The sequence below is a fragment of the Pseudoalteromonas peptidolytica genome (genome assembly GCF_012641745.1).
GTDB classification, from domain to species: domain Bacteria; phylum Pseudomonadota; class Gammaproteobacteria; order Enterobacterales; family Alteromonadaceae; genus Pseudoalteromonas; species Pseudoalteromonas peptidolytica.
Genome location: NZ_WEHZ01000020.1, coordinates 44,270 through 64,588 on the forward strand (window position 1 = coordinate 44,270; position 20,319 = coordinate 64,588).

Here is a 20,319-nt window from a genome sequence, read left to right on the forward strand (position 1 = left end):
GCAAATGCTGGCCTTTTTCGTTAATCAGCATTGCTGGTATCACTATTCACTAGTCTATTATTAAGCACCGTTAATAATTCAATAAACTTTTCTTTCTGCTCATCGCTAAAACAACTAAGTAGCTCGGCTTCCCATGCTAGAGCAAGTGGCGTTAACGTTTGATAGAGCACTCTTCCTTGCTCTGTCACCGCAATAGTTTTTGCACGCTTGTCACTTGAACTCACTAACATCTCAATCAACTCTCTGTCTTGTAACTGCTTGATCGCCCTCGAAACGGTTGATTTGTCCATTTTTGCCAGTTCACAAATGTGTGCTGCCGTGATCCCATTATGTTGTATCGCATGAGATAGCACCCGCCACTGCGGCTGTGTCAGTTTCCCTTGCTGTTTATACACCTGTGCAAAGTCATTGCTCACTTTTGTTGACAACGAAACTAATTGATATGGTAAAAACTCTTTAATATTCAGTGGCTTTTCGTCTTTTTTTGTCATTGTCAATTACTCCTAAGTGTCATCATAACTTTACGGCCTTACTCAACGATGAAGATTGAAAATACTCTCACATGAGAGTATCTTACTATAAAACAGTAAGGAGTCGAGACAGATGAGCCAAGAACTTCAATATTTAACAGGGTTTGGTAATGAGTTTGAAAGTGAAGCATTGCCGAGCGCTTTACCTATCGGTCAATTTTCACCGCAAAAAGTAAAATACGACCTTTATGCAGAGCAATATAACACTACAGCATTTACAGCACCTCGGGCTGATAACCGCAGAAATTGGTTTTACCGTATTCGCCCCTCCGTTTTACAAGGGGAATACGAGGCCATTGATAATGGTTTACTGCGCACAGCCCCTATTACAGAGGTAGCGACTCCACCTTCTATGTTGCGTTGGGATCCTATCGATATACCACAAGAGAAAACGGATTTTATCGATGGCTTGGTCACTATGGCAGCTAACGGCAGTGCCAACGGACAAAGCGGAATAGGTATTCATGTATATGTTGCTAACGCATCGATGGAGGGACGTTACTTTTATAATGCGGATGGCGAATTGCTATTCGTCCCACAACAAGGTGAACTCGTTTTACATACAGAGTGCGGAAAACTCGCGATTAAACCAGGTGAGATTGCCGTTATCCCTCGTGGGATCAAATTTAGAGTTGAGCTATTCAGCGATACAGTGCGCGGTTATATTTGTGAAAACTACGGCAATCCCTACATCCTGCCGGAGCGAGGCCCCGTTGGCGCAAATGGTTATACTAACGAGCGTGATTTCCAATACCCAGTGGCTGCCTTTGAAGACATAGAAGGCGATTTTGAACTGGTTGCCAAGTTCAACGGTAACTTATTTCGCTGTGACATTGGCCACTCGCCACTTGATGTGGTTGCATGGACAGGTAATAGCGCTCCATACAAATATGACTTAGCGCGATTTAACGTGATGAATACTGTAAGTTTTGATCACCCCGATCCATCAATATTCACTGTACTGACTTCGCCATCAGGCACACCAGGTGTTGCCAATGTAGACTTTGTGATCTTCCCACCGCGCTGGATGGTGGCAGAAAATACCTTCCGCCCTCCTTATTATCACCGTAATATCATGAGTGAGTTTATGGGGTTGATCGAAGGGGTCTACGACGCAAAAGAGCATGGCTTTGTACCTGGTGGTATGAGCCTGCATAACTGCATGTCTCCACATGGTCCAGAAGCGGATGTATTTGAAAAAGCGAGCAATGCAGAGCTTGCGCCGCAACGCTATGAAAACACGCTCGCGTTTATGTTTGAGTCACGTTACATTATCTCTCCAACAAAGTATGCTCTTGAAGGCAAAGCACGTCAGCCTAATTATGCTGATTGCTGGAAAGGCATTAAAAAGTACTTTAAAGGAGCATAAAGATTATGTTGAAACTGTATACTTATTTTCGTTCCTCAGCCGCCTACCGTGTGCGTATTGCTTTAAACTTAAAGGGTTTAGACCACGAATTAGTGCCTGTGAACTTGCTTAAATCAGAGCAAAGCGCAGAGGCATATTTAAGTAAAAATGGTCAAGGCTTACTGCCTGCTTTAGAAACAGAGTATGGCGTCCTTGCACAATCTTTAGCAATACTGGAGTGGTTGGAAGAAACGCAAAGCGGCCAAGCTTTGTTACCTCAAGATTCATGGCAGAAAGCGCAAGTAAGAAGTTTTTGCTATGCCATCGCTTGTGATATCCACCCTATTGATAATTTACGTGTACTTAAATACTTATCAAACGAGCTAGGCGCATCTGACGACCAGAAAAACGAATGGTATCGTCATTGGGTTATCGAGGGCTTTAAAAAGCTAGAACCTATGATTGGTGATGATCAATTTTGCTTTGGTACAGAGCCTACACTAGCCGACGTTTGTTTAGTGCCACAAGTATTTAATGCACTGCGTTTTAAAGTGGATATGACTGCATTTCCTAAGATCGCTCGAGTATATGAGCATTGCAATACGCTAAGCGCGTTTTCCGATGCCGCGCCTGAAAATCAATTAGATGCACAGTAACTTAATTACGAGATAGATCCTTTGTACGGGGTAATATGGCGCGCATATCACCCCGTAAATCAAACCTTTTTATTTCAGCGCGCTATAAACGTGATCAAAATGGCCGATAAGGTCATGGCCCAAATCGGTTAAGTACCCTCCATCGGGGCTATCAATAACCCCTTTTTCAAATAGACGCATCGCAGCGCCCTGGATCCCTTCTGGTGCATTACTGTGAATTTTAATCCCCTGATGTAAACTATGCCTAGGAAACCTGGCAAGTAAGGTTAGCTCATCCAATAATTTTTGATCTAATGCCATTGTCATTTTTCCTTATTCTTCTATATTCTTTTTACACTCTAGTTCAAAATTTTAAATTTGATGAAGTTTTTAATAGGTTTAATAACAGCAACTTTGATCTCACCCAGTGTTTTGGCACTAAGTCCCCACGAGTTAAGACTTTATGGCGAGTTACCCAAACGAGTATGTTGGTACCAAGGACAGTCATATAGCGAAGGCGCACTGCTGCAGCAATTCGATATGCTCTTTGTATGTGCTCCCAAAAAACACAACGAAGACAATGGTCAGCTTATTTGGATTAAAGCTGATACATCAGGTAAACCAATAAGGCCTGAAATTATCAAGAAAATTCAGGTAAACTAACAACAATTATAGTAGTCAATATAGAAGCAATTAATGAGTACCCAAGCAAACAACCCACTACATGGGGTCAAGCTAGAAGAAATAATTATTAAACTAGAGCAACAGCTTGGCTGGAAAGCCATGTCAGCCGCCGTGGACATAAACTGTTTTAAGGATAACCCGAGCGTTAAATCCAGTTTAAAGTTTTTACGACGAACGCCTTGGGCTCGAGCAAAAGTAGAACAGCTATACCTTGATACCTTTCATGGTTTTCAATGGCCTGAGATAAAAAAATAGTCCGGCTTATCTTCCCTTCTATTTTCAAATTTAAAATCGAGCTCATCGCTCTATACTGGTGAGCTCGAACAAACAGCCTATCCAGCTTAAAAAGTCTTGTTACCAAGCCCTATTTTGCCCATTCCTAGCATCATCATCGCTATCTGCTTTAAAGCTTCTTGGGTGCTTGAGCTAATGCGCTGAATAATGAGATTGATAGGTTTCATGTATTTTATTAAGAATGTATTTGGGCACATTTTTGTTACACGCGAAATATAATGATGTACTGAAGTCATCCAAAGTATACACCGGTTCCAATAAATAAGCCGTTTGCTCTTGTGTTCTTCGAAACCTAAACTGAGCATCACTCAATACCACCAAATCAACAAAGTCTTTCCTTGTATTAAGTAACTCAAACACTTTATCAAAAGAGTTGATGATTAATAGTTGCTTTCCTTCTATAAAGCCATGCTCCATCAAAAACTGGTGGCTAAAGTTATCCCTTATTACCGCCGTGCGATAACGTTTGGCATCCTCTAAAGACTCTAATTCAATTTCATTTTCGCGAAGCCCATAAAAAGAGGTCGTAAAGGCATCAATAGGAAACACCCATTCAAACTCATTTTCTCTTACGTTGTTTCGAGCAGTTGAAAAGACACAAGTATCATCTTTTCTTAATGCGGCATTGTAAGCTGCTGGCCAAGTGAGTACGTTAATGGTGTATTTTATCCCTGCATCGTCGAGCACCGTTTTCACTTTATCGGCCGCTCGCCCTATCAATTCTCCTTTTTCATTCTGATATTGAAAATCCGGAAAGTTCTCAGTCACGATATTCAAGGTAAACGCGCCAGCACAGAAACTAGTTACTAGTGTGCCCATACAAAACCAAAGTATACCCTTCATGAAACTCTCCCGTAGTGACTTGAATAATATAGTCTTAACTTGGAAGTTGAGCAATTTTTAACACAAAATGAAAGTTTTGGGAGAAGAGCAGACGTTATACCAATTTGACTTAATACTTGCTCAATTTGAAGGAGTCAATCTGACGCTAACCGCGTTAAAAATTTATTATTTAGAACATATAAATAGCAAAATTTCTGCCTTGCTTATATGGATGTAGGTACCTTAGCGACAGTAGGACGCGGTAGCGGAGTTATCGACAAGATTTTCTCGCCTCAAAATAGACCACTTCACTTAATTAAGAAAATTGGTATTAGTTTTTTTAACTGGAGATATGGTGGGTAAAACTAGATCACCCACCACTGACATAAGCAAGGTTTTTTAGCTGTTGTTAATCGCATCGATTAAAAATGCGCTTAACTTGGCACCTTCTCTTAGTGTCGTTTCTGAGCTTGATTGACCGGCTAAAGAACTGTCGGTGAACGGCGCGATTTCCATCATATCTGCACCAGTTATCTTAAACTCTTCATGCAATGCGCTTAAAATCAACATCGCTTCTTCTGGCGTCATGCCTCCAGCTTCAGGTGTCCCTGTCGCTGAAGCAAATGCTTCATCTAACGCGTCAATATCGAAACTAACATACAGCTCTTCAACACCATCAGCTTTTAACTGTGCGATAACTTCGTCAACGATTGCTTGCGCTCCGCGTTCTCTAATTTCATGCGCCCAGTGTTGTTTCACACCAAATGTCGATTCCCAATGCGATTTAGGCTTACCACTTGAGCGGATCCCAAATTGCACGAGATGAGAAGGTGCAGGCAGAAACTCCAAAATATGTGTACACCAAGAACCGAAGCATAAATCAATACCTAAGCGCTCAACCAGTAAATCCGTATGCGCGTCAAAATGAATAATTGCTGTTTTTATACCGCGAGCACGTTTTGCTTTCAGGTACGATTTGGTAAGCGGATAGCTAATCGAATGGTCGCCACCTATACCAAAGATACCCTTATCAGGGTAATTCTCGTAAAAACCATCACAGACATCTTCTGTAATGGATAAAGGTGACACGTAATATTCACTCTCAGGGTCTGCATAGAGCGCTTTTTGACAATTACTGATCGTACTCTCATTTAGGTACTTATCATGAAGCAGATGCGGAATAACTCTTACATCACCAAGATCAAAAGCACTTGTGTGCGGCTGTTGCTCTATTAGTGTGGAACGTAAAAATAGAGGTCCCCAATTCGCTCCGCGTAAAATACCGCCACCACAATCTGAACTAATTCCCAAAATGGCTGCTTTTTTTTCACTATCAGTAAGGCTATTCAAAGATGCTTTCCACAGGGTGTCAATACCTTCAGTTTGCCCATATAGCTTTTGTCTCAACGCATCCTTTCTCTCTTTTGCAGTGTTTACGGTGAAAACACCATCCCCCGGTGGACATAAACAGTGCTCCAGTTTTTTGTGGAATTGTTGTTTACTATCAGACATCGCTATCCCCTTTTTTGTGAATAATCATGCGATTCGGAAAATTCCAGCCAACTTATTCACGATATTCGTGTAAGAGTTGCCTTCAAGATCAGCCCAAATCTCAGAAACATTGCCAGAAAACAAGTTAACTTAATAATAATCATGCACTTAGCAAATTATCATACTCGTTTTTCGTTAGCTTGAATCTGCGCGTTAGATATAAGTTGGTGAACGTATAACAGCTTAAATTGGGAAGTCAACCAAAGCGTATTGATGCAAGCAATACACTCTGGTTGATTATTCATAGAGGATGTTTAGTTATTCGTAATGACGCGGTACTTTGGTTTTAATAACAGCGATATACCCATGCCAACTGGCGTATGCAAGCAGTGGCATAATCACGATAAAGCCAGCAGTTCCAGTAGCAAACCCGACCATAACGAGGAATACCAAAATTCCACACCACACAACCATAGCGCCGAAATTCTCTTTCACGGCATGCATAGAGCTTATCACTGCTGTCATAATATCGACGCGACGCTCCATCATGATTTGTGGGGTAAATGCCGAAATTGCAAACACACATACCAGTAAGATCCCTCCCACAATAGAGCCCAAGGCTAAAAATGCTGAGAGTTGCTCAAATGTGGGGTTGGGTACGTTTGGATACAGAGCGTGAATTAGTGCTGCAAGGCGCATCCACACGATCATGATAACCATTAATAGCACTGCAAACCCCCACTCTCCTGCGGGGTTTCTAAACATAGACTTCAGGCTATGTATCAAAGTTGGCTTGTGACCTTTCTCTAATTCCCATGCAACATCATACAACCCCGCGGCAAAAGCAGGGCCAATTAATGCAAAGGCAACAGCTGCAGGCAGGATCACCAAATGGGTGCCAGATTGATACACAAGCCACATGATGGTAGCTGGAATTAAGGTAAAGATCAGTCCGTATAGTAAACTAAGTAAAGGGGCATTAGCCAAATCTTTGCACGCTAGTGCAAGCCAATGAAACGGCGCCATCGCAGGTACTTTATTGCACTCAAAGCAACGCGCAAACTGGTGATTTTTATCTATAGAATGTGTAGCAGGCATAACCATTCCTCGTAGTTGCTCTCATGTTTAGGTTTAGTGGAACATTGACAATCCCGCAAGCTAGAACAAGCTATAATTTAAGAATCGCCGCGCCCAAACAGGACATCTGTCCTGTACTTGAAAGGCATTAACTATAAACATTACGCTTTACTAATCACTAAGGTTTACTATGGAAAAGGTATTTCACTTAGGTCTTACCAAAGCCGACCTAAAAGGCGCCTCACTCGCAATTGTTCCGGGTGATCCAGAACGTTCAAAGCGTATCTCTGAATATTTAGACTCTCCGGTGTGCTTAGCACAAACTCGCGAATTTCATATCTACCTTGGCTTTTTAAATGAAAGTCCAGTAGTAATTTGCTCAACAGGTATTGGTGGTCCATCAACTTCCATCGCTGTTGAAGAGCTAGCCCAACTTGGTATCACCACTTTTCTAAGAATTGGTACAACAGGCGCTATTCAGCCACACATCAATGAAGGGGATATCCTAGTTAGTACTGCCTCTGTGCGCTTAGATGGCGCTAGCCAACATTTTGCACCAATTGAATTTCCAGCGGTGTCCGACTTTGGCGCTACTTCAGCAATGGTTCAAGCATGTGAATCGCTAGGTATTACCCATCATGTCGGTATCACAGCATCAAGCGACACTTTTTATCCAGGCCAAGAGCGTTATGACACTTACTCAGGATATGTACGTAAGGCATACCAAGGCTCGTGTGCTGAGTGGCAAAAGTTAAATGTTATGAATTACGAAATGGAGTCTGCAACCTTATTCACTATGTGTGCAGCATTAGGGTTAAAAGCAGCTTGCCTTGCAGGCGTACTCGTGAACAGAACACGTCAAGAGATACCTAATGTCGACCACCATGACGTCGAGAAAAAAGCGGTTACTGCGGTACTAAAAGCGGCGGACATCCTTTTACATCAACACAAGTAAAATTACTTCTGCTTGATCTTAACTGTAATAAGTAGGTTCAAGCCGATCTTCGCTGCTAAGGCTCGAGAATTATAGAGATTGAGTAGTTACTCAATCTCTACATGCCTTAATAGATTTTGCGCGTCATAGGCACTGAGCACAGCTAAACTCACCGCGTGCTGGTTCGCTTTGCCGCGTTTTTCCACAAGTGTAATTGACTCCACATCAGCGTCCAACAACGTTCTTCCTGACATTGCCAACTGACTTAATGCGCTCTGTAGCGGCGACAAACTTGGATTATAAGCTGCATTTTCAGCGTATCGGCCAAAAAAGCGCTCTCCGGTTGCTAACGTTATTTCCACCGCACTGCGATTTTTTGTGTAAGGGCAATAAGAAGCAAGATAGTGTTGATACAACTTGTCACTTATCGTTGCAGGAAGACCCAAAACTGCTTCGCTGTGTGGATGCTGTGCAAACAGTTTTTCTTGGTTGTCTAAGTCGTCTGGACCAAATGAAGTCGGCAGCAGCGCATTGAGCGTTGTTTTGCCCGAAGGCAATAAAATATCAAGTTCTTTAGCTGTGCTTAATTCATTCATGAACTGACGACAAAAGCCACAAGGTGCAGCATTGATTGTCATTCTTGAAATTTCTGCCGCCCCATTTAGCCACGCATTGTTGATTGCAGCTTGCTCAGCATGTACCACCAAAGAGAGAGCTTGATGAGAAAATTCAAGGTTGGCGCCTAAAAACGCTTGGCCGGACTTATCGTCCCAAGCAATAGCACCAACATAAAAATGTGAAATAGGAGGCGTTGCAAATTCTGCTGCAACTTCAAGTAACACCGCTTCCAGTTCAGACTCCAACAATTGAAAGCGTGCTTTGTAGGTAGTTAAAAGGTCATAACTGAATATTCCGCGTTTAGCTATGGCATCTTGCTTCAACGCGTTTTTTAAAGATAGTTCTTGTTTTGCCATATTGTTGTCATGTTTATCTATGGCAGGATAGTTTACGCAAGAGTTAGAGTCGACTCAACCATTCTCTTGCAGATTTAAAGCATTCAAAATTCTCGGCGCTGATATTAAAGCGTTTTACTTTTTGTAAGAATAAGTCGTGCATGTAGCCTTCAAAACCCACTACTCGTGCGATATGCAGATTACCAATATGATGTACAACTTTTGGCATAATATTGACAATATCAATAGCCGCAAAACGGTGCTCTAGCTCGCTCACATCTACTAGGACTTTACTACTATTATGCTTTTTAGCGTACAAATTAGCTTTTTCATACGCGCTGACAACATCATTTGCAGTAGCAACACCTCTGACCTTCATCATGATTAAATCATGACACTCATCGAATGTGACGCTAGTAGAAATTTTGTGCATGTTTCGAAAACCTATCACCAAACTATTCTTGACTAAAACAAATATAATAACTGGTTGAACCAGCCGCGCATTGTATAGCTCAATGAGAATTACTGTCAACAAATATAAGATTAAAAAACTAAACAAAATGAAAAAACCAATCCATTGGGATTGGTTTTTTTTATATGATCAATACAAATGTTAATTACCATGTGAATGAATTATCCCACATGGCACATCAACCAGTATTTCGCATTCCAGCAGCTATCCCCGTCATCGTTATCATTAAGGCGAGCTCTAGGTCATGATTTGTCTCTTCTCTCACACGTTTAAGAAGCTCCACCTGCAATAAATTAAGCGGATCTGTATAGGGGTTTCTAAGTGCTATTGACTCTTTAATCCAAGGCTGCTGCGATAGTAATGAAGACTCAGGCGCAAGCCCTCTAATAAGCTCGATTGCTTGTTGTAAATTTTCTCTTAGTTCATCACCAAGACCTTTATATTCAGCGCTGACAAGACTGGTATCGTACATTTCGCTCAACCAAAGGTCTGCTTTACAAAATACCATCTCTAGCATCTCAAGACGTGTCCTAAAAAACGGCCACTTCGCACTCATCTGCTGCAAGGTGTCTTTGCCAAAGGCTTCAATTGCAGCCTCGAGCCCTTCCTTAGCGCCTAACCATGCAGGTAGCATCAGGCGGTTTTGGCTCCAAGCGAAAATCCACGGTATCGCTCTTAAGCTTTCAACCCCGCCTTGTGGGTTACGCTTGGATGGCCTTGAACCGAGCGGTAACTTAGATAGTTCTTGCTCTGGCGTAGCCATTCTAAAGTAAGGCACAAACTCAGGCGTTTCCCGAACTACTTGTCGATACTTATGACAAGAGGCCTCACTGATTGTGCGCATTACTTCAACCCAAGTAGGCTCGGGTTTTGGAGGAGGTAATAAATTACTTTGAAGAATTGCACTGGTATAGATAGAGAGACTTTGCATCGCCACTTTCGGTAAACCGAATTTAAAGCGGATCATTTCACCCTGTTCGGTGACTCGTAATCCACTTTTTAACGAGCCTGGTGGTTGTGAGCGTAACGCTTGAGCAGCTGGAGCACCGCCGCGACCAATCGTACCACCCCGACCGTGGAATAAAACCAGTTCAATACCTTTTGTATCAGCCAACGTAACCAGCTGCTCCATAGCCTCATACTGTGCCCAGCCAGCAGCCATCATACCCGCATCTTTTGCTGAATCGGAGTAGCCAATCATTACATACTGTTTTGCGCCAATAGTTCCTTTATACCAGGTGTTATCAAACAAACCGGAAATGACTGTTTGTGCGTTATTTAAATCATCTAAGGTTTCAAATAATGGGGCAACAGGTAAATCAAATTGGCAACCGCTTTCTTGTAACAATAGGTACACCGCGAGTATGTCAGATGCACTTTGTGCCATTGATATAATATAAATACCCAAAGCACTGCTATCTTGCTGGGCAATAACTTCAAATGTTTCTATTACTTCTTGGACATTTGCACTCGGTTGCCAGTGACGCGGTAGTAACGGCCGTCTAGAGCTCAGCTCTGTAAGCAAAAAGGCCTGTTTATCTTCCTCTTGCCACTGCGCATAATCGCCCAACCCGAGATAACGCGTGAGCTCAGAAAATACTTCAGTGTGCCTTGCCGAGTCTTGACGTATATCCAATTTACACAAGGACACACCAAAACAGTCTATTCGTCTCAATACATCTAATAGTAATCCATCAGCAATATTACTCATGCGGCAGGCAACCAAAGACTGATAACAGGCTTCAAGTGGCTCTCTGATTTGAACCACTTCTTTTATTTTATCTTGGTACTGAGAAGGCATACCTTTGATCTTATACTCTAGCGCCGCAATAGTTTCTTCTACATCGGCCCGCAGCTGTTTGAGCACATAGCGATAAGGCTCGTGATTACCATTGGCACGTTCACTAAAAGGTGCTGACGCGTGACGCATCGACAGCTCAGCTCCAAGCGTTTGTAAGTCTCGACGGTATAAATCCAATGCCATCCAACGACCATGATCTAGTACAGACTGAGTAACATGCGAGGTAACAAATGGGTTTCCGTCTCTGTCACCTCCCATCCAAGAAGTCAGTTGAATTGGGCTAAAGTGTGCAGGTAATTGTAAATTTAATCGTGTTTTAACTTGCGTATTAAAATAGCGAACAAACTTCGGTACTGCCTCCCACAGGCTATTCTCAATAACCGCAAAACCCCACTTTGCCTCGTCCAGAGGTGTCGGTCGCTTCTCTCGAATATCACTGGTATGCCATGCCTGAGAAATTAACTGTTCAATGCGATCAAGTACTTCATCGTAAACAGGGTCTTCACCTGAAATGTTTTCCAACAGCTTTAAACACTCGCTTAGCTCCACATGTTTGTTGATTATGGTTCGTCGAGTCACTTCTGTCGGGTGCGCTGTTAACACTAAATCAATTTTAAGTTTGCTGATCACGTCAGCGACTTCATTTAAAGTCAACTCACCTGCTTCTACTTTGCTTTGTAACTCGTCGAGTGTGCGGTCTATTTCACCCATCACGCCGTCTGGCGCCCCCGATTTTGAGATGGTGTGAAATTGCTCAGCAACATTTGCAAGGTTTAGAAAGTGATTGAATGAACGGGCAACAGGCAATAAAGCCTCGTCACTTAAACTGCGTAACGTTTCGATTAATACCAGCCTATCTGACTCGTTCCCACTTCTGGAGGATTTTGCCAAATGCCTGATTTCTTCAACTTTGTCTAACGTCTCTTGCCCTTGTGCTTGTTGAATTATCTGTCCTAACATCTGGCCTAGAAGGCTTACGTTACTGCGTAGGCTTGTGTATTGCTCTGTCATACAATCTCCTTGATGAAAAGATACTCGAACTTCACTATACCGAGAATTTTTTTAATTGCGAACGATCTATTTTCAAGACAATAACGTAAAAAAATGACAAAGAATCACGTTAATACGGTTTGGGAATGATTGTATTTTATGATGGTAACTGTCCACTATGTATGAAAGAAATGGACGCGTTAAAAAGTGCAGACAAGGCAAATAAACTAGATCTAGTAAACATTCATAGCTTGCGCTTTGAGCAGGACTTCCCCGAAATTAGCAAACAAGCCGCTATGACCAAACTCCATGCTTATGACAATCAAGGCCAGCTTCTTCTCGGGCTAGATGTCACGGTAGGCGTATGGAGGACAGTAGGCAAGCATCGCTGGCTAGGGTTACTTCGCCTGCCTGGCGTAAAGTTTATCGCGGACAAATTTTATCTATTTTTTGCAGCCCATAGAATGAAAATATCGAATTTACTGATGCCAAATCAATGTGGTATTAATCAAAAAGGGAAGTGTGACAGTGACAGATAAGGCGATTGTGGTGATTGGCGCCAGTTCAGAGATTGCCAAAGCTTTTATCACCGAGCAGGCCAATCGCAACCCTGACCTAAAAGTGATTAGCATCTCAAAAAAACCTAGCGGTCATGACCAAAATATAGCGGCTCACTTTCAATGCGATTATTCACCAAGTCAAATTTCTCAAGTCGGTAAATCTATAAAAGAGCTCAACCTCACTATTGTAGGCGTTACTATCTTTAACGGAGTGCTACACAGAGAAGATGGCAAGCTACCAGAAAAAAAGCTGGAGGAAATAGACCTCGATTACAGCATGATGCTGTTTAACATAAATACAATGCTGCCTATGTTGTGGTTGCAAGCCCTGCTCCCAACCTTGAAAGGTAAACATTCATGCGTGGTAACAGCATTATCCGCCCGAGTTGGTAGCATCAGTGACAATCAACTTGGCGGTTGGTATAGCTATCGCAGCTCTAAAGCCGCCTTAAACATGATGTTTAAGTCCGCTGCCGTGGAACTTGCAAGGCGAGCAAAAAACATCAAGCTGGTACTGTTTCACCCGGGCACAACCGATACTCCGCTATCTAAACCTTTTCAAGCCAATGTACCTAGTCAAAAGCTGTTTAGTCCCACATTCGTAGCAGCACAACTCAGCGATATTATTGCGAGACAAAAAGTTGATGGCACCGTAAGTTATGTAGACTGGCAAAATAAACCGATCGATTGGTAGATAAATAATGAAACACTTTTCAAACGAAGACATTAACAAACTTGAACAGCGTTACCGTGCGTTGTTGGTAAACTCTCTCTCTGGTTTTAAAAGCGCAAACCTAATTGGTACAGTGGATAGTGCAGGACAAGAAAACCTCTCTATTGTTAGCTCTGTGTTTCACCTCGGTGCGTGTCCGCCATTAGTTGGGGTTATATTTCGCCCCCATAGTGTTTCAAGGCATACACTTGAAAACATATTAGAAACCAAGACTTATACTATTAACCAAGTAAATGCACAGATTTATACCGCAGCTCATCAAACCTCAGCACGGTATGATAAAACAGAGTCCGAATTCGAGCACACAGGGCTTACTGCTGAATATTTAAACGGTTTCTCTGCTCCCTTCGTAGGAGAAAGCCGTCTAAAGTACGCACTCGAATTACGAGATCACCAACGCATAAAACTCAATGATACCGAGTTGGTCATAGGAGAGATAACCGCTTTGCATGTCGATGAAATTGCGCTACAACCAGACGGCTATGTTGATATAGAAGCACTAGAGAGCGTTGCAATTTCAAGCTTAGACGGTTATCACACAACCAAACGCTTAAATAGACTTGAGTATGCCAAAGCACACCAGCCGACGCGCATTAAAAAATTAGGTTAAGGCGTTACAAACTCTTTAATAGCTCCAGCAAATCGCGGAGCTCTTCCTCAAAATGCGCCTCTTGTTTATCGCTCATTGTCGCTCTTAGCCGTATTGCTAAAGATGCGGTCGCAGCTATTCTTCTATTTTGTATTTCAACGATGCGTGCAGGCAGCTGCTGTGGTTCAGTAACAATCGCTTTTTGAAATAAGCCCCTAGATAGGTGCTCGTCATTACTGAGCATTAGCGCTTGCTGAAATTGGTTGAAGCGGCGCTGTTGATGTGCGCGCCACACTTGCCGTGCAAATTCTCCTTGCTGGTAATGCTCATTTATTATCGCTCTTTGAGCGTTATTCAGCTTACCAAGCCAACGCTCATATCGGCGATACTGATCTCCGTCTTGCCAGTCATCCTTTAGCAACTGAGTCTCCAAATTAGTGATGAGCATCTCCTTTTGTTGCCGATTTAACGTGTTTAAATGATGCACTAACTTTGGAAACACTTGAGCGACAACAGAATACCAGTAGTGACGTGTGGTATCGAACATTGCCACTACATCCGCTTCTGTCATCTCCTGCCAATTGTTGATAAGTGATTGAACTTGAGACTGATACTTGGGTAATTCTGATTGTCTATGCCAATTGACCAAGGCTTCAACATCAGACTCTAGTTGGTCTTCTTGTTGATCGGTGAGATCCACAAAGTCTGATATATAATAGCTCGCAAGCCACCCAAGGTTGTTGTACGCCAAGCGTTGGCTACAACCAACCAAAATGGTGACGCAGAAAATCAATAGCACGCCCTTTTTCATTCCACTATCCTGCTCTTTTTTATTATTTTATATTAACGTAAGCAATCGCATTTTAGATTTGAATTTTGTAAATCCTTGTTTCTGGGATTAGAATAACAAACAATACAATAAGCATAGCTACCTAAAGGAGATCTATGATGTTAGGCAAAATTTCCAAGGCATGTGTCATGTTGGCATTACTTAGCCAAGCGCCATTTGCAAACGCAGGATTAGAGGAAGGTATTGATGCGCTTAATGCCGGCAGATTTGAAGAGGCGCTACAAGAATTCAACTATTTAGCAGAAATGAATTATGCCCCAGGTATTTATCAATTAGGTGTAATGTATGAAGGTGGCTATGGCGTTATCAAAAACCAGCGCAAAGCTGCTGAGTTATTTCAACAAGCCGTAAAACTTGGGGAAGCAGATGCAATGTTTGCTCTGGCAGTGATGTATGACGAAGGTCGCGGTGTAAAAAAAGATCGTTCAAAGTACGTTGAATTAATGAAACGAGCGGCAAACAAAAACATGCCCGCAGCACAATTTAACGTTGCACTTATGTATGCTAACGGAGATGGCGTAACGCAAAGCTACCGTCAGGCTCTAAACTGGTACGAAAAAGCTGCAGCAAACAACTATACCTTAGCCATGTTCAATTTAGCTTTGATGTACTTCCAGGGGTTAGGTGTTGAAAAGAGTATTGAGCGCTCCTATGTTTGGAACACCTTAGCAGAGTTCAATGGTTATGCAGAAGCAACAAAAAGTCGCCTCCTTGATGAGAAACAGCTTTCACCTTCACAAATAGAGCAAGCAACGGAGCTTGCCAATAGTATTTACGAGCGTATTCAAGCCGGTAAATATGTAGCTGAAACAAGAACTAAGTAATTTAGCACAGTTGTAGCGGTGAACTGGCTTTAGGAAGCTAGGCCAGTGCATCGCTACTAAGCGGTCTGCGCATTTCAGCGCCCCATATTTATTATTATTTTCGCAAATATAACCACTCTAAGGGCTTGGTTAACAACTTAGAATGACCGAGCAGCATCTTATTGCGCCATTTGGTGTTTTTAGAGTGCAACACCGACTTCTTGTGACTAAAAGTATAAAACCCTTCTTCGCCATGGTACTGCCCCATTCCAGAATGCCCTAACCCACCAAATGGTAATGACTCTACTGCAACGTGAATAATCGTTTCATTAATAGCAAGCGCACCCGCAGCTAACTCCCTAGAGGCCTTATTAATCGCATCTGATGACTGCGTAAATAGGTAGCTTGCAAGCGGGGTTGTATCTTCTCTGATATATGCAATCGCACCTTGTAGGTTGGCTACCTTTAAAATCGGTAAAATGGGCCCAAACAACTCTTCTTGCAGCACCCGCATAGACTTGTCGACCTCAGTGACAATATGTAGTGGTAATTGCCGGTTATCTTGAGACGGCTCTGCCTGCCATACATTAGCCCCCTTGTTTTTAGCATCGCTAATGATGGTGTTTAAGCGCTGAAACTGCCTTTCATTAATGATGGCTGTTTGATTTTTGAGGCCAACTTTGGGCTGATAGGATTTCTTATAGTGGCGCTTTAATGCTGCAACCAGTGCATCAAACTGTTCATGATGAACCAGCACATAATCAGGTGCGACGCAGATCTGTCCGGAATTAGACAGTTTCCCCATTAAGATACTCATTGCAGCTGTATCAATATCGGCATCATCCAAGACAATGACAGGGGATTTTCCACCGAGTTCTAAGGTCACCGGAGTCAGATTTTTCGCTGCTGCTGCCATTACTTTTTTGCCGACCTCAGTTGATCCAGTAAAAAGCAAGTGATCAAATGGCTGTTCAGTGAACATAGCGGCAATATCAGGGCCTCCCTCAATCACACTGACCTCATTATCTAGCCCATCAAATAATGTACGGATCACTTTATTGACTGCTGGCGTAAACTCACTGAGTTTAAGCATTGCTTTATTGCCAGCAGCGAGCGCTGTGATAACAGGAACTATCGCAAGCTGGATCGGGTAATTCCATGGCGCTATCACCCCTATTACTCCCTTGGGCACAATATCAATACCAGCGCGACTGGGTAGCCACTGTATACCTGCAAATCGACGCTTGCTTCTACTCCAGCGGGGCAGGTGTTTACTTATGTAGTCAATTGCATTAACACACGGCATAATATCAGCAATAAGTGTGTCAAACCGACTTCTTTTGCCAAAGTCTTTGTCTGCGGCAGCAACAAACTGCTCTTGAAGTTTTAACATTCTGCTTTTCACATCACGCAGTAAACGCAATCGCTTCTCAATAGCCGGGTAAGGCTCTTGATTAAACTGACTTTTTAGCTGTGTGAAGGTGGCAATTAAATTGCTGGTATTGTCTTCAATCATTGTAAGATCCTACTATCACTCGACTCGAATATAGCAAGGAACAAACCTAGGGTCTATTAATACCAATTAGACTTAATACTTGCTCAATTTGAAGGAGTAAGTCTGACGTGAGCAGCGTTAGAAAATCCTTATTTAGAACAACTAAATAGCAAAATTTTTGCCTTGCCTACACGGAGCTAGGTACCTTGGCTATAGCAGAAAGCGGTAGCGGGGTTATGGGCAAGATTTTCTAGCCTCAAAATAAACCACTTAATTAAGATAATTGGTATAACATTTTGGATAACCCCTAAGAGCGATTCAACAGTAAACGGTGGGTTAACTAGAAAAAATGGGTTAGAAGATTGGTTTTATACTCGTTGAGACAGGCTGCGTATGACCGAGTTGCCCTTCGATGGACACAGCCTGTGGAGAATGGCAACTTTAAAACCCTAGTATGGCGCTCGCTAAAGTCAAGGTTACAAACGTAATTAAACATATCGCCACCAAGTTCAACACGAACCCAGCTCGGATCATATCTTTGATTCTTATCTTCCCTGACCCAAATACGATGGCATTTGGTGGAGTTGCTACAGGCATCATAAATGCACAGCTTGCAGCAATAGCAGCGGGCACCACCCAAACTAAGGGCGAGCCTGTTATCGACTCTGCGACGGGACCAAGCAAAGGTAAAAACCCGGCCGCTGTCGCAGTATTACTGGTAATTTCCGTTAAAAACGTGATCAGCGCCGCAACCACTAACACGCTCAGTACCAGCCCTATTGCATCCGCGCCAGCCAACAGGTTAGCAATGTAGTTAGCAAGGCCTGATGACTTAATTTGCGCAGCCAATGACAGTCCACCACCAAAAAGCAATAAGATTCCCCAAGGTACTTTTGCTGCGCTTTCCCAATCAAGTAGGCGCTCATCACTATTTGATTTTGCCGGTAACACAAAAAGCAGTAATGCAGCTGCAATTGCGATACCAGTGTCAGATAGTTTTAAACCAGTAAAATCACCAATAAGCGGCCTAAAAACCCAACTAAGCGCTGCAAGCACAAATATGGCAAATACACCTTTTTCAGCCCTAGACATGCTACCTAGCGCTGCTAGCTGACTGGTAAATAGAGACTTGGTATCAATACTTACCGCTTCTTGGTCTACCTTATAAGTCACTTTTGTTAGCCAAAACCAAGCAAATGCTAACATCACGATTGATAGCGGCACACCTATCATCATCCATGTGGCAAAACCAATTTCTATTTGATAGCTATCCGACAAATAGGCTGCCATTAGAGCGTTTGGCGGTGTGCCAATGAGCGTTGCAATTCCACCGATACTGGCACCATAAGCAATAGATAAAAGTAACGCTTTAGCAAAGCTTTGACTGTCACCACCTTGCTCTCTCACTAGGTGAATAACAGAGAGCGCAATTGGTAACATCATCACTGCCGTTGCTGTGTTAGACATCCACATGGATAAAAAAGCTGTGACGGCCATCATCGCCAAAATTTGAGTGCTAGGTTTGCTGCCCGCGACTAACATGGTGTTGAGTGCAATACGCTTGTGTAGCCCCCACTTTTCCATCGCGATAGAGATAAGAAAACCGCCCAAGAACAAGTAAATTAAAGGGTGTGCAAAAGGAGCTGCAGCACTTTTCATTGAAGTTATTCCGGCCAAGGGAGAGACCACTAAAGGCAACAAAGAAGCCGCAGGGATAGGGACAGCTTCCGTTATCCACCACGACGCTAACCAAAATGTTAGCCCTGCGGTTCGCCACGCTTCAATGGACATACCTGCTGGTGGCTCGGTTAAACACGCTATCAACATAACGATAGGACCTAGCCACAAGAATAATTGCGACCTTTTGTTTTTTGTACTTTCAACTGTCATGATCGGATCCCTTTAAAATCTGTACTTCAATCCAAGCGCTATACTCGTATCATCTTCTGTATCAAGGTCGAGCCGTGTTGCCATTGCATACAAGTTAGTTTGCTTATCAAAGAGATAGTCTGTTCCCAAACTCCATTGCGTTGCATCTTCGTTATGGCGTAATCCGCTGGTGTCTCGGGCAAACTGTAATTTAGGACGCCAATGATCGCTTAGCTGATAACTGGCACTCACCACATAGCCCTTGCCTGATTTATCTTTTGCCAGATTTTCACTGTCTTGGATAATGGCACCAAGTTGTAACTTTTGCCACTTGTAAGCCAGAGCAATGCGCGTAGCTAGCAAGTTGCCGATACTGTCTGTATGACTGAGCGCTATATAATACTGTTTATTTTTTAATGCTCGATCGCCATAAATTGCTGTCGCAGCAAACCCTGCTTGTTCATTACTCGCATCATCTTTTGGAGTATAAGTGAGAGAGAACGACATATTATTCCAATTTGGCGAAGTGTATGTAATTGAGTCTCCAACTCTATCTTGTCCAGCAAGGACTTGGGCGATATCACTTTGTGTTTCATTAAACTGATCAACTTTACCTTCACTAAACTTAAAGCGAGTATCATTGCGACCAATTAGCACAGTGCCAAATTGTCCAGCAAGGCCAAGATAGGTGTTTCTAGCAGAAAATGGCTCTGTTGTGTCGTCATGTTCAAAGCCCTTTACCTGCACTTCATATTTATAAACAAGTTTTAGGTCACTTGCTAACGTATGCTCGCCCTTTACCCCAATTCTTGAAAACGGTGCATCAATTTGCGTCCCAGCTTTAGTGTATCGCATGACCCCTTTATCCGTATTTGCGATTTGGACTTCTGCTTTGCCGTAAATACGATAGTCTGCTGCCATCACACTGGCGGTCGCTGATGTGGCTAACACAGCCACGATAAATTTACTTGCTGTCATTGCTTATCTCATTTTTTTGATTGTTGTCACTCGGTGTAACGCAATTCTGAGACCAGCATTATTTTTTAATTTAGAATCATGAAGATATAAAAATTCACTACAACTAATTGATACATAGTGTGCGGTTTTCCACACACGCAACCTTTATGTTTGTCACTAACTTCACCCACACTCGTGCAAGCTCACAGACCTTTTAATTATCCGAAGTTCATATATGGGTCTCCTCCATTTTTGCAAAGTCACCTTACCCCATATCCTTGTCGGGCAACACAATAAAATGCCAATCAAGCGCAGCCATTCGGGTTCATCTGAATGCGTTTTGTTCATTGTTACTCAACGTTTGCTAGGATTATTAGGCGATAAGTCGAGCGTTGCGTTCAAAACACATGCAGAGGAACAAAAATCAAACAG

At 42.7% G+C, this 20,319-nt stretch carries 21 protein-coding genes; 9 read left to right on the top strand and 12 right to left on the bottom strand.

What is annotated here, in order from left to right; genetic code table 11:
- Window positions 1–20: 20 nt before the first annotated feature.
- Window positions 21–491, bottom strand: a complete 471-nt coding sequence (locus tag F9Y84_RS13780) for a MarR family winged helix-turn-helix transcriptional regulator (protein WP_147390610.1) — start codon at window positions 489–491, stop codon at window positions 21–23.
- 112 nt (window positions 492–603) lie between these two features.
- On the opposite strand from F9Y84_RS13780, the gene hmgA reads away from it, so the two are divergent.
- Window positions 604–1,899: a homogentisate 1,2-dioxygenase gene (hmgA, locus tag F9Y84_RS13785; RefSeq protein WP_147390611.1), complete on the top strand. Its 1,296-nt coding sequence runs from the start codon at window positions 604–606 to the stop codon at window positions 1,897–1,899.
- Between the two features lie 8 nt (window positions 1,900–1,907).
- A complete protein-coding gene (gene maiA / locus F9Y84_RS13790; protein ID WP_192503301.1) occupies window positions 1,908–2,534 on the top strand; it encodes a maleylacetoacetate isomerase in 627 nt (208 codons plus the stop codon).
- Between the two features lie 69 nt (window positions 2,535–2,603).
- Here maiA and F9Y84_RS13795 read toward each other — a convergent pair whose 3' ends face one another.
- Entirely contained in the window at window positions 2,604–2,834 is a 231-nt protein-coding gene (locus F9Y84_RS13795) for a TIGR02647 family protein (protein WP_125253470.1), read from the bottom strand.
- A 60-nt stretch (window positions 2,835–2,894) separates the two neighbouring features.
- On the opposite strand from F9Y84_RS13795, the gene F9Y84_RS13800 reads away from it, so the two are divergent.
- Both F9Y84_RS13800 and F9Y84_RS13805 read left to right on the top strand, forming a co-directional pair.
- Complete coding sequence (locus F9Y84_RS13800; protein WP_147390613.1) at window positions 2,895–3,176, top strand: DUF1496 domain-containing protein; 282 nt, start codon at window positions 2,895–2,897, stop codon at window positions 3,174–3,176.
- Between the two features lie 33 nt (window positions 3,177–3,209).
- Complete coding sequence (locus tag F9Y84_RS13805; RefSeq protein WP_125253468.1) at window positions 3,210–3,452, top strand: VF530 family protein; 243 nt, start codon at window positions 3,210–3,212, stop codon at window positions 3,450–3,452.
- 171 nt (window positions 3,453–3,623) lie between these two features.
- Here F9Y84_RS13805 and F9Y84_RS13810 read toward each other — a convergent pair whose 3' ends face one another.
- From F9Y84_RS13810 to F9Y84_RS13820, 3 genes are all read right to left on the bottom strand, one after another.
- Window positions 3,624–4,334: a substrate-binding periplasmic protein gene (locus F9Y84_RS13810; protein ID WP_147390614.1), complete on the bottom strand. Its 711-nt coding sequence runs from the start codon at window positions 4,332–4,334 to the stop codon at window positions 3,624–3,626.
- A gap of 378 nt (window positions 4,335–4,712) precedes the next feature.
- Window positions 4,713–5,825, bottom strand: a complete 1,113-nt coding sequence (locus F9Y84_RS13815) for an arginase family protein (RefSeq protein WP_125253466.1) — start codon at window positions 5,823–5,825, stop codon at window positions 4,713–4,715.
- A 297-nt stretch (window positions 5,826–6,122) separates the two neighbouring features.
- Window positions 6,123–6,902, bottom strand: a complete 780-nt coding sequence (locus tag F9Y84_RS13820; protein ID WP_125253465.1) for a DUF2189 domain-containing protein — start codon at window positions 6,900–6,902, stop codon at window positions 6,123–6,125.
- Window positions 6,903–7,071: 169 nt separating this feature from the next.
- Here F9Y84_RS13820 and udp point away from each other — a divergent pair, with 169 nt between their 5' ends.
- Window positions 7,072–7,836 (top strand): uridine phosphorylase, encoded by a 765-nt coding sequence (gene udp, locus F9Y84_RS13825; RefSeq protein WP_125253464.1) that lies wholly within the window; start codon window positions 7,072–7,074, stop codon window positions 7,834–7,836.
- Window positions 7,837–7,922: 86 nt separating this feature from the next.
- Here udp and cdd read toward each other — a convergent pair whose 3' ends face one another.
- From cdd to ppc, 3 genes are all read right to left on the bottom strand, one after another.
- Window positions 7,923–8,789, bottom strand: coding sequence for a cytidine deaminase (cdd, locus tag F9Y84_RS13830; protein WP_147391024.1), 867 nt, complete (start codon window positions 8,787–8,789; stop codon window positions 7,923–7,925).
- A gap of 43 nt (window positions 8,790–8,832) precedes the next feature.
- A complete protein-coding gene (locus F9Y84_RS13835) occupies window positions 8,833–9,201 on the bottom strand; it encodes a hypothetical protein (protein ID WP_125253462.1) in 369 nt (122 codons plus the stop codon).
- 217 nt (window positions 9,202–9,418) lie between these two features.
- The gene (ppc, locus tag F9Y84_RS13840) at window positions 9,419–12,052 is read right to left on the bottom strand and encodes a phosphoenolpyruvate carboxylase (protein ID WP_147391023.1); all 2,634 of its coding nucleotides are present in this window, start codon (window positions 12,050–12,052) and stop codon (window positions 9,419–9,421) included.
- 125 nt (window positions 12,053–12,177) lie between these two features.
- On the opposite strand from ppc, the gene F9Y84_RS13845 reads away from it, so the two are divergent.
- From F9Y84_RS13845 to F9Y84_RS13855, 3 genes are read left to right on the top strand one after another with little or no spacing between them, the layout of a single operon-like run.
- On the top strand, window positions 12,178–12,570 hold the full coding sequence (locus F9Y84_RS13845; protein ID WP_147391022.1) for a thiol-disulfide oxidoreductase DCC family protein: 393 nt from the start codon (window positions 12,178–12,180) through the stop codon (window positions 12,568–12,570).
- Window positions 12,560–13,285, top strand: a complete 726-nt coding sequence (locus F9Y84_RS13850; protein WP_147391021.1) for an SDR family NAD(P)-dependent oxidoreductase — start codon at window positions 12,560–12,562, stop codon at window positions 13,283–13,285. The genes F9Y84_RS13845 and F9Y84_RS13850 overlap by 11 nt, the downstream gene beginning before the upstream one ends.
- Before the next feature lie 7 nt (window positions 13,286–13,292).
- Window positions 13,293–13,934, top strand: coding sequence for a flavin reductase family protein (locus tag F9Y84_RS13855; protein WP_125253458.1), 642 nt, complete (start codon window positions 13,293–13,295; stop codon window positions 13,932–13,934).
- A 4-nt stretch (window positions 13,935–13,938) separates the two neighbouring features.
- Here the strand turns inward: F9Y84_RS13855 and F9Y84_RS13860 are convergent, their stop codons facing one another.
- A complete protein-coding gene (locus tag F9Y84_RS13860; protein WP_147391020.1) occupies window positions 13,939–14,724 on the bottom strand; it encodes a DUF6279 family lipoprotein in 786 nt (261 codons plus the stop codon).
- A gap of 137 nt (window positions 14,725–14,861) precedes the next feature.
- On the opposite strand from F9Y84_RS13860, the gene F9Y84_RS13865 reads away from it, so the two are divergent.
- Entirely contained in the window at window positions 14,862–15,587 is a 726-nt protein-coding gene (locus F9Y84_RS13865) for a tetratricopeptide repeat protein (RefSeq protein ID WP_147391025.1), read from the top strand.
- Window positions 15,588–15,681: 94 nt separating this feature from the next.
- Here F9Y84_RS13865 and F9Y84_RS13870 read toward each other — a convergent pair whose 3' ends face one another.
- The 3 genes from F9Y84_RS13870 to F9Y84_RS13880 all read right to left on the bottom strand — a co-directional run bounded on the left by F9Y84_RS13870 (window position 15,682) and on the right by F9Y84_RS13880 (window position 19,908).
- Complete coding sequence (locus F9Y84_RS13870; protein ID WP_147391019.1) at window positions 15,682–17,082, bottom strand: aldehyde dehydrogenase family protein; 1,401 nt, start codon at window positions 17,080–17,082, stop codon at window positions 15,682–15,684.
- A gap of 420 nt (window positions 17,083–17,502) precedes the next feature.
- A complete protein-coding gene (locus tag F9Y84_RS13875; protein WP_147391201.1) occupies window positions 17,503–18,951 on the bottom strand; it encodes an SLC13 family permease in 1,449 nt (482 codons plus the stop codon).
- Between the two features lie 12 nt (window positions 18,952–18,963).
- A complete protein-coding gene (locus F9Y84_RS13880; RefSeq protein WP_147391200.1) occupies window positions 18,964–19,908 on the bottom strand; it encodes a porin in 945 nt (314 codons plus the stop codon).
- Window positions 19,909–20,319: the final 411 nt, after the last annotated feature.

What these genes read in the sequence shown, in the direction of transcription:
- F9Y84_RS13865 (WP_147391025.1), top strand. Translation starts at nt 14,862, where the DNA reads ATGTTAGGCAAAATTTCCAAGGCATGTGTCATGTTGGCATTACTTAGC.
- F9Y84_RS13805 (WP_125253468.1), top strand. Translation starts at nt 3,210, where the DNA reads ATGAGTACCCAAGCAAACAACCCACTACATGGGGTCAAGCTAGAAGAA.
- udp (WP_125253464.1), top strand. Translation starts at nt 7,072, where the DNA reads ATGGAAAAGGTATTTCACTTAGGTCTTACCAAAGCCGACCTAAAAGGC.
- F9Y84_RS13880 (WP_147391200.1), bottom strand. Translation starts at nt 19,908, where the DNA reads ATGACAGCAAGTAAATTTATCGTGGCTGTGTTAGCCACATCAGCGACC.
- ppc (WP_147391023.1), bottom strand. Translation starts at nt 12,052, where the DNA reads ATGACAGAGCAATACACAAGCCTACGCAGTAACGTAAGCCTTCTAGGC.
- F9Y84_RS13875 (WP_147391201.1), bottom strand. Translation starts at nt 18,951, where the DNA reads ATGACAGTTGAAAGTACAAAAAACAAAAGGTCGCAATTATTCTTGTGG.
- F9Y84_RS13780 (WP_147390610.1), bottom strand. Translation starts at nt 491, where the DNA reads ATGACAAAAAAAGACGAAAAGCCACTGAATATTAAAGAGTTTTTACCA.
- F9Y84_RS13800 (WP_147390613.1), top strand. Translation starts at nt 2,895, where the DNA reads ATGAAGTTTTTAATAGGTTTAATAACAGCAACTTTGATCTCACCCAGT.
- F9Y84_RS13845 (WP_147391022.1), top strand. Translation starts at nt 12,178, where the DNA reads ATGATTGTATTTTATGATGGTAACTGTCCACTATGTATGAAAGAAATG.
- F9Y84_RS13835 (WP_125253462.1), bottom strand. Translation starts at nt 9,201, where the DNA reads ATGCACAAAATTTCTACTAGCGTCACATTCGATGAGTGTCATGATTTA.
- F9Y84_RS13855 (WP_125253458.1), top strand. Translation starts at nt 13,293, where the DNA reads ATGAAACACTTTTCAAACGAAGACATTAACAAACTTGAACAGCGTTAC.
- F9Y84_RS13810 (WP_147390614.1), bottom strand. Translation starts at nt 4,334, where the DNA reads ATGAAGGGTATACTTTGGTTTTGTATGGGCACACTAGTAACTAGTTTC.
- F9Y84_RS13815 (WP_125253466.1), bottom strand. Translation starts at nt 5,825, where the DNA reads ATGTCTGATAGTAAACAACAATTCCACAAAAAACTGGAGCACTGTTTA.
- F9Y84_RS13795 (WP_125253470.1), bottom strand. Translation starts at nt 2,834, where the DNA reads ATGGCATTAGATCAAAAATTATTGGATGAGCTAACCTTACTTGCCAGG.
- F9Y84_RS13820 (WP_125253465.1), bottom strand. Translation starts at nt 6,902, where the DNA reads ATGCCTGCTACACATTCTATAGATAAAAATCACCAGTTTGCGCGTTGC.
- cdd (WP_147391024.1), bottom strand. Translation starts at nt 8,789, where the DNA reads ATGGCAAAACAAGAACTATCTTTAAAAAACGCGTTGAAGCAAGATGCC.
- hmgA (WP_147390611.1), top strand. Translation starts at nt 604, where the DNA reads ATGAGCCAAGAACTTCAATATTTAACAGGGTTTGGTAATGAGTTTGAA.
- F9Y84_RS13870 (WP_147391019.1), bottom strand. Translation starts at nt 17,082, where the DNA reads ATGATTGAAGACAATACCAGCAATTTAATTGCCACCTTCACACAGCTA.
- F9Y84_RS13860 (WP_147391020.1), bottom strand. Translation starts at nt 14,724, where the DNA reads ATGAAAAAGGGCGTGCTATTGATTTTCTGCGTCACCATTTTGGTTGGT.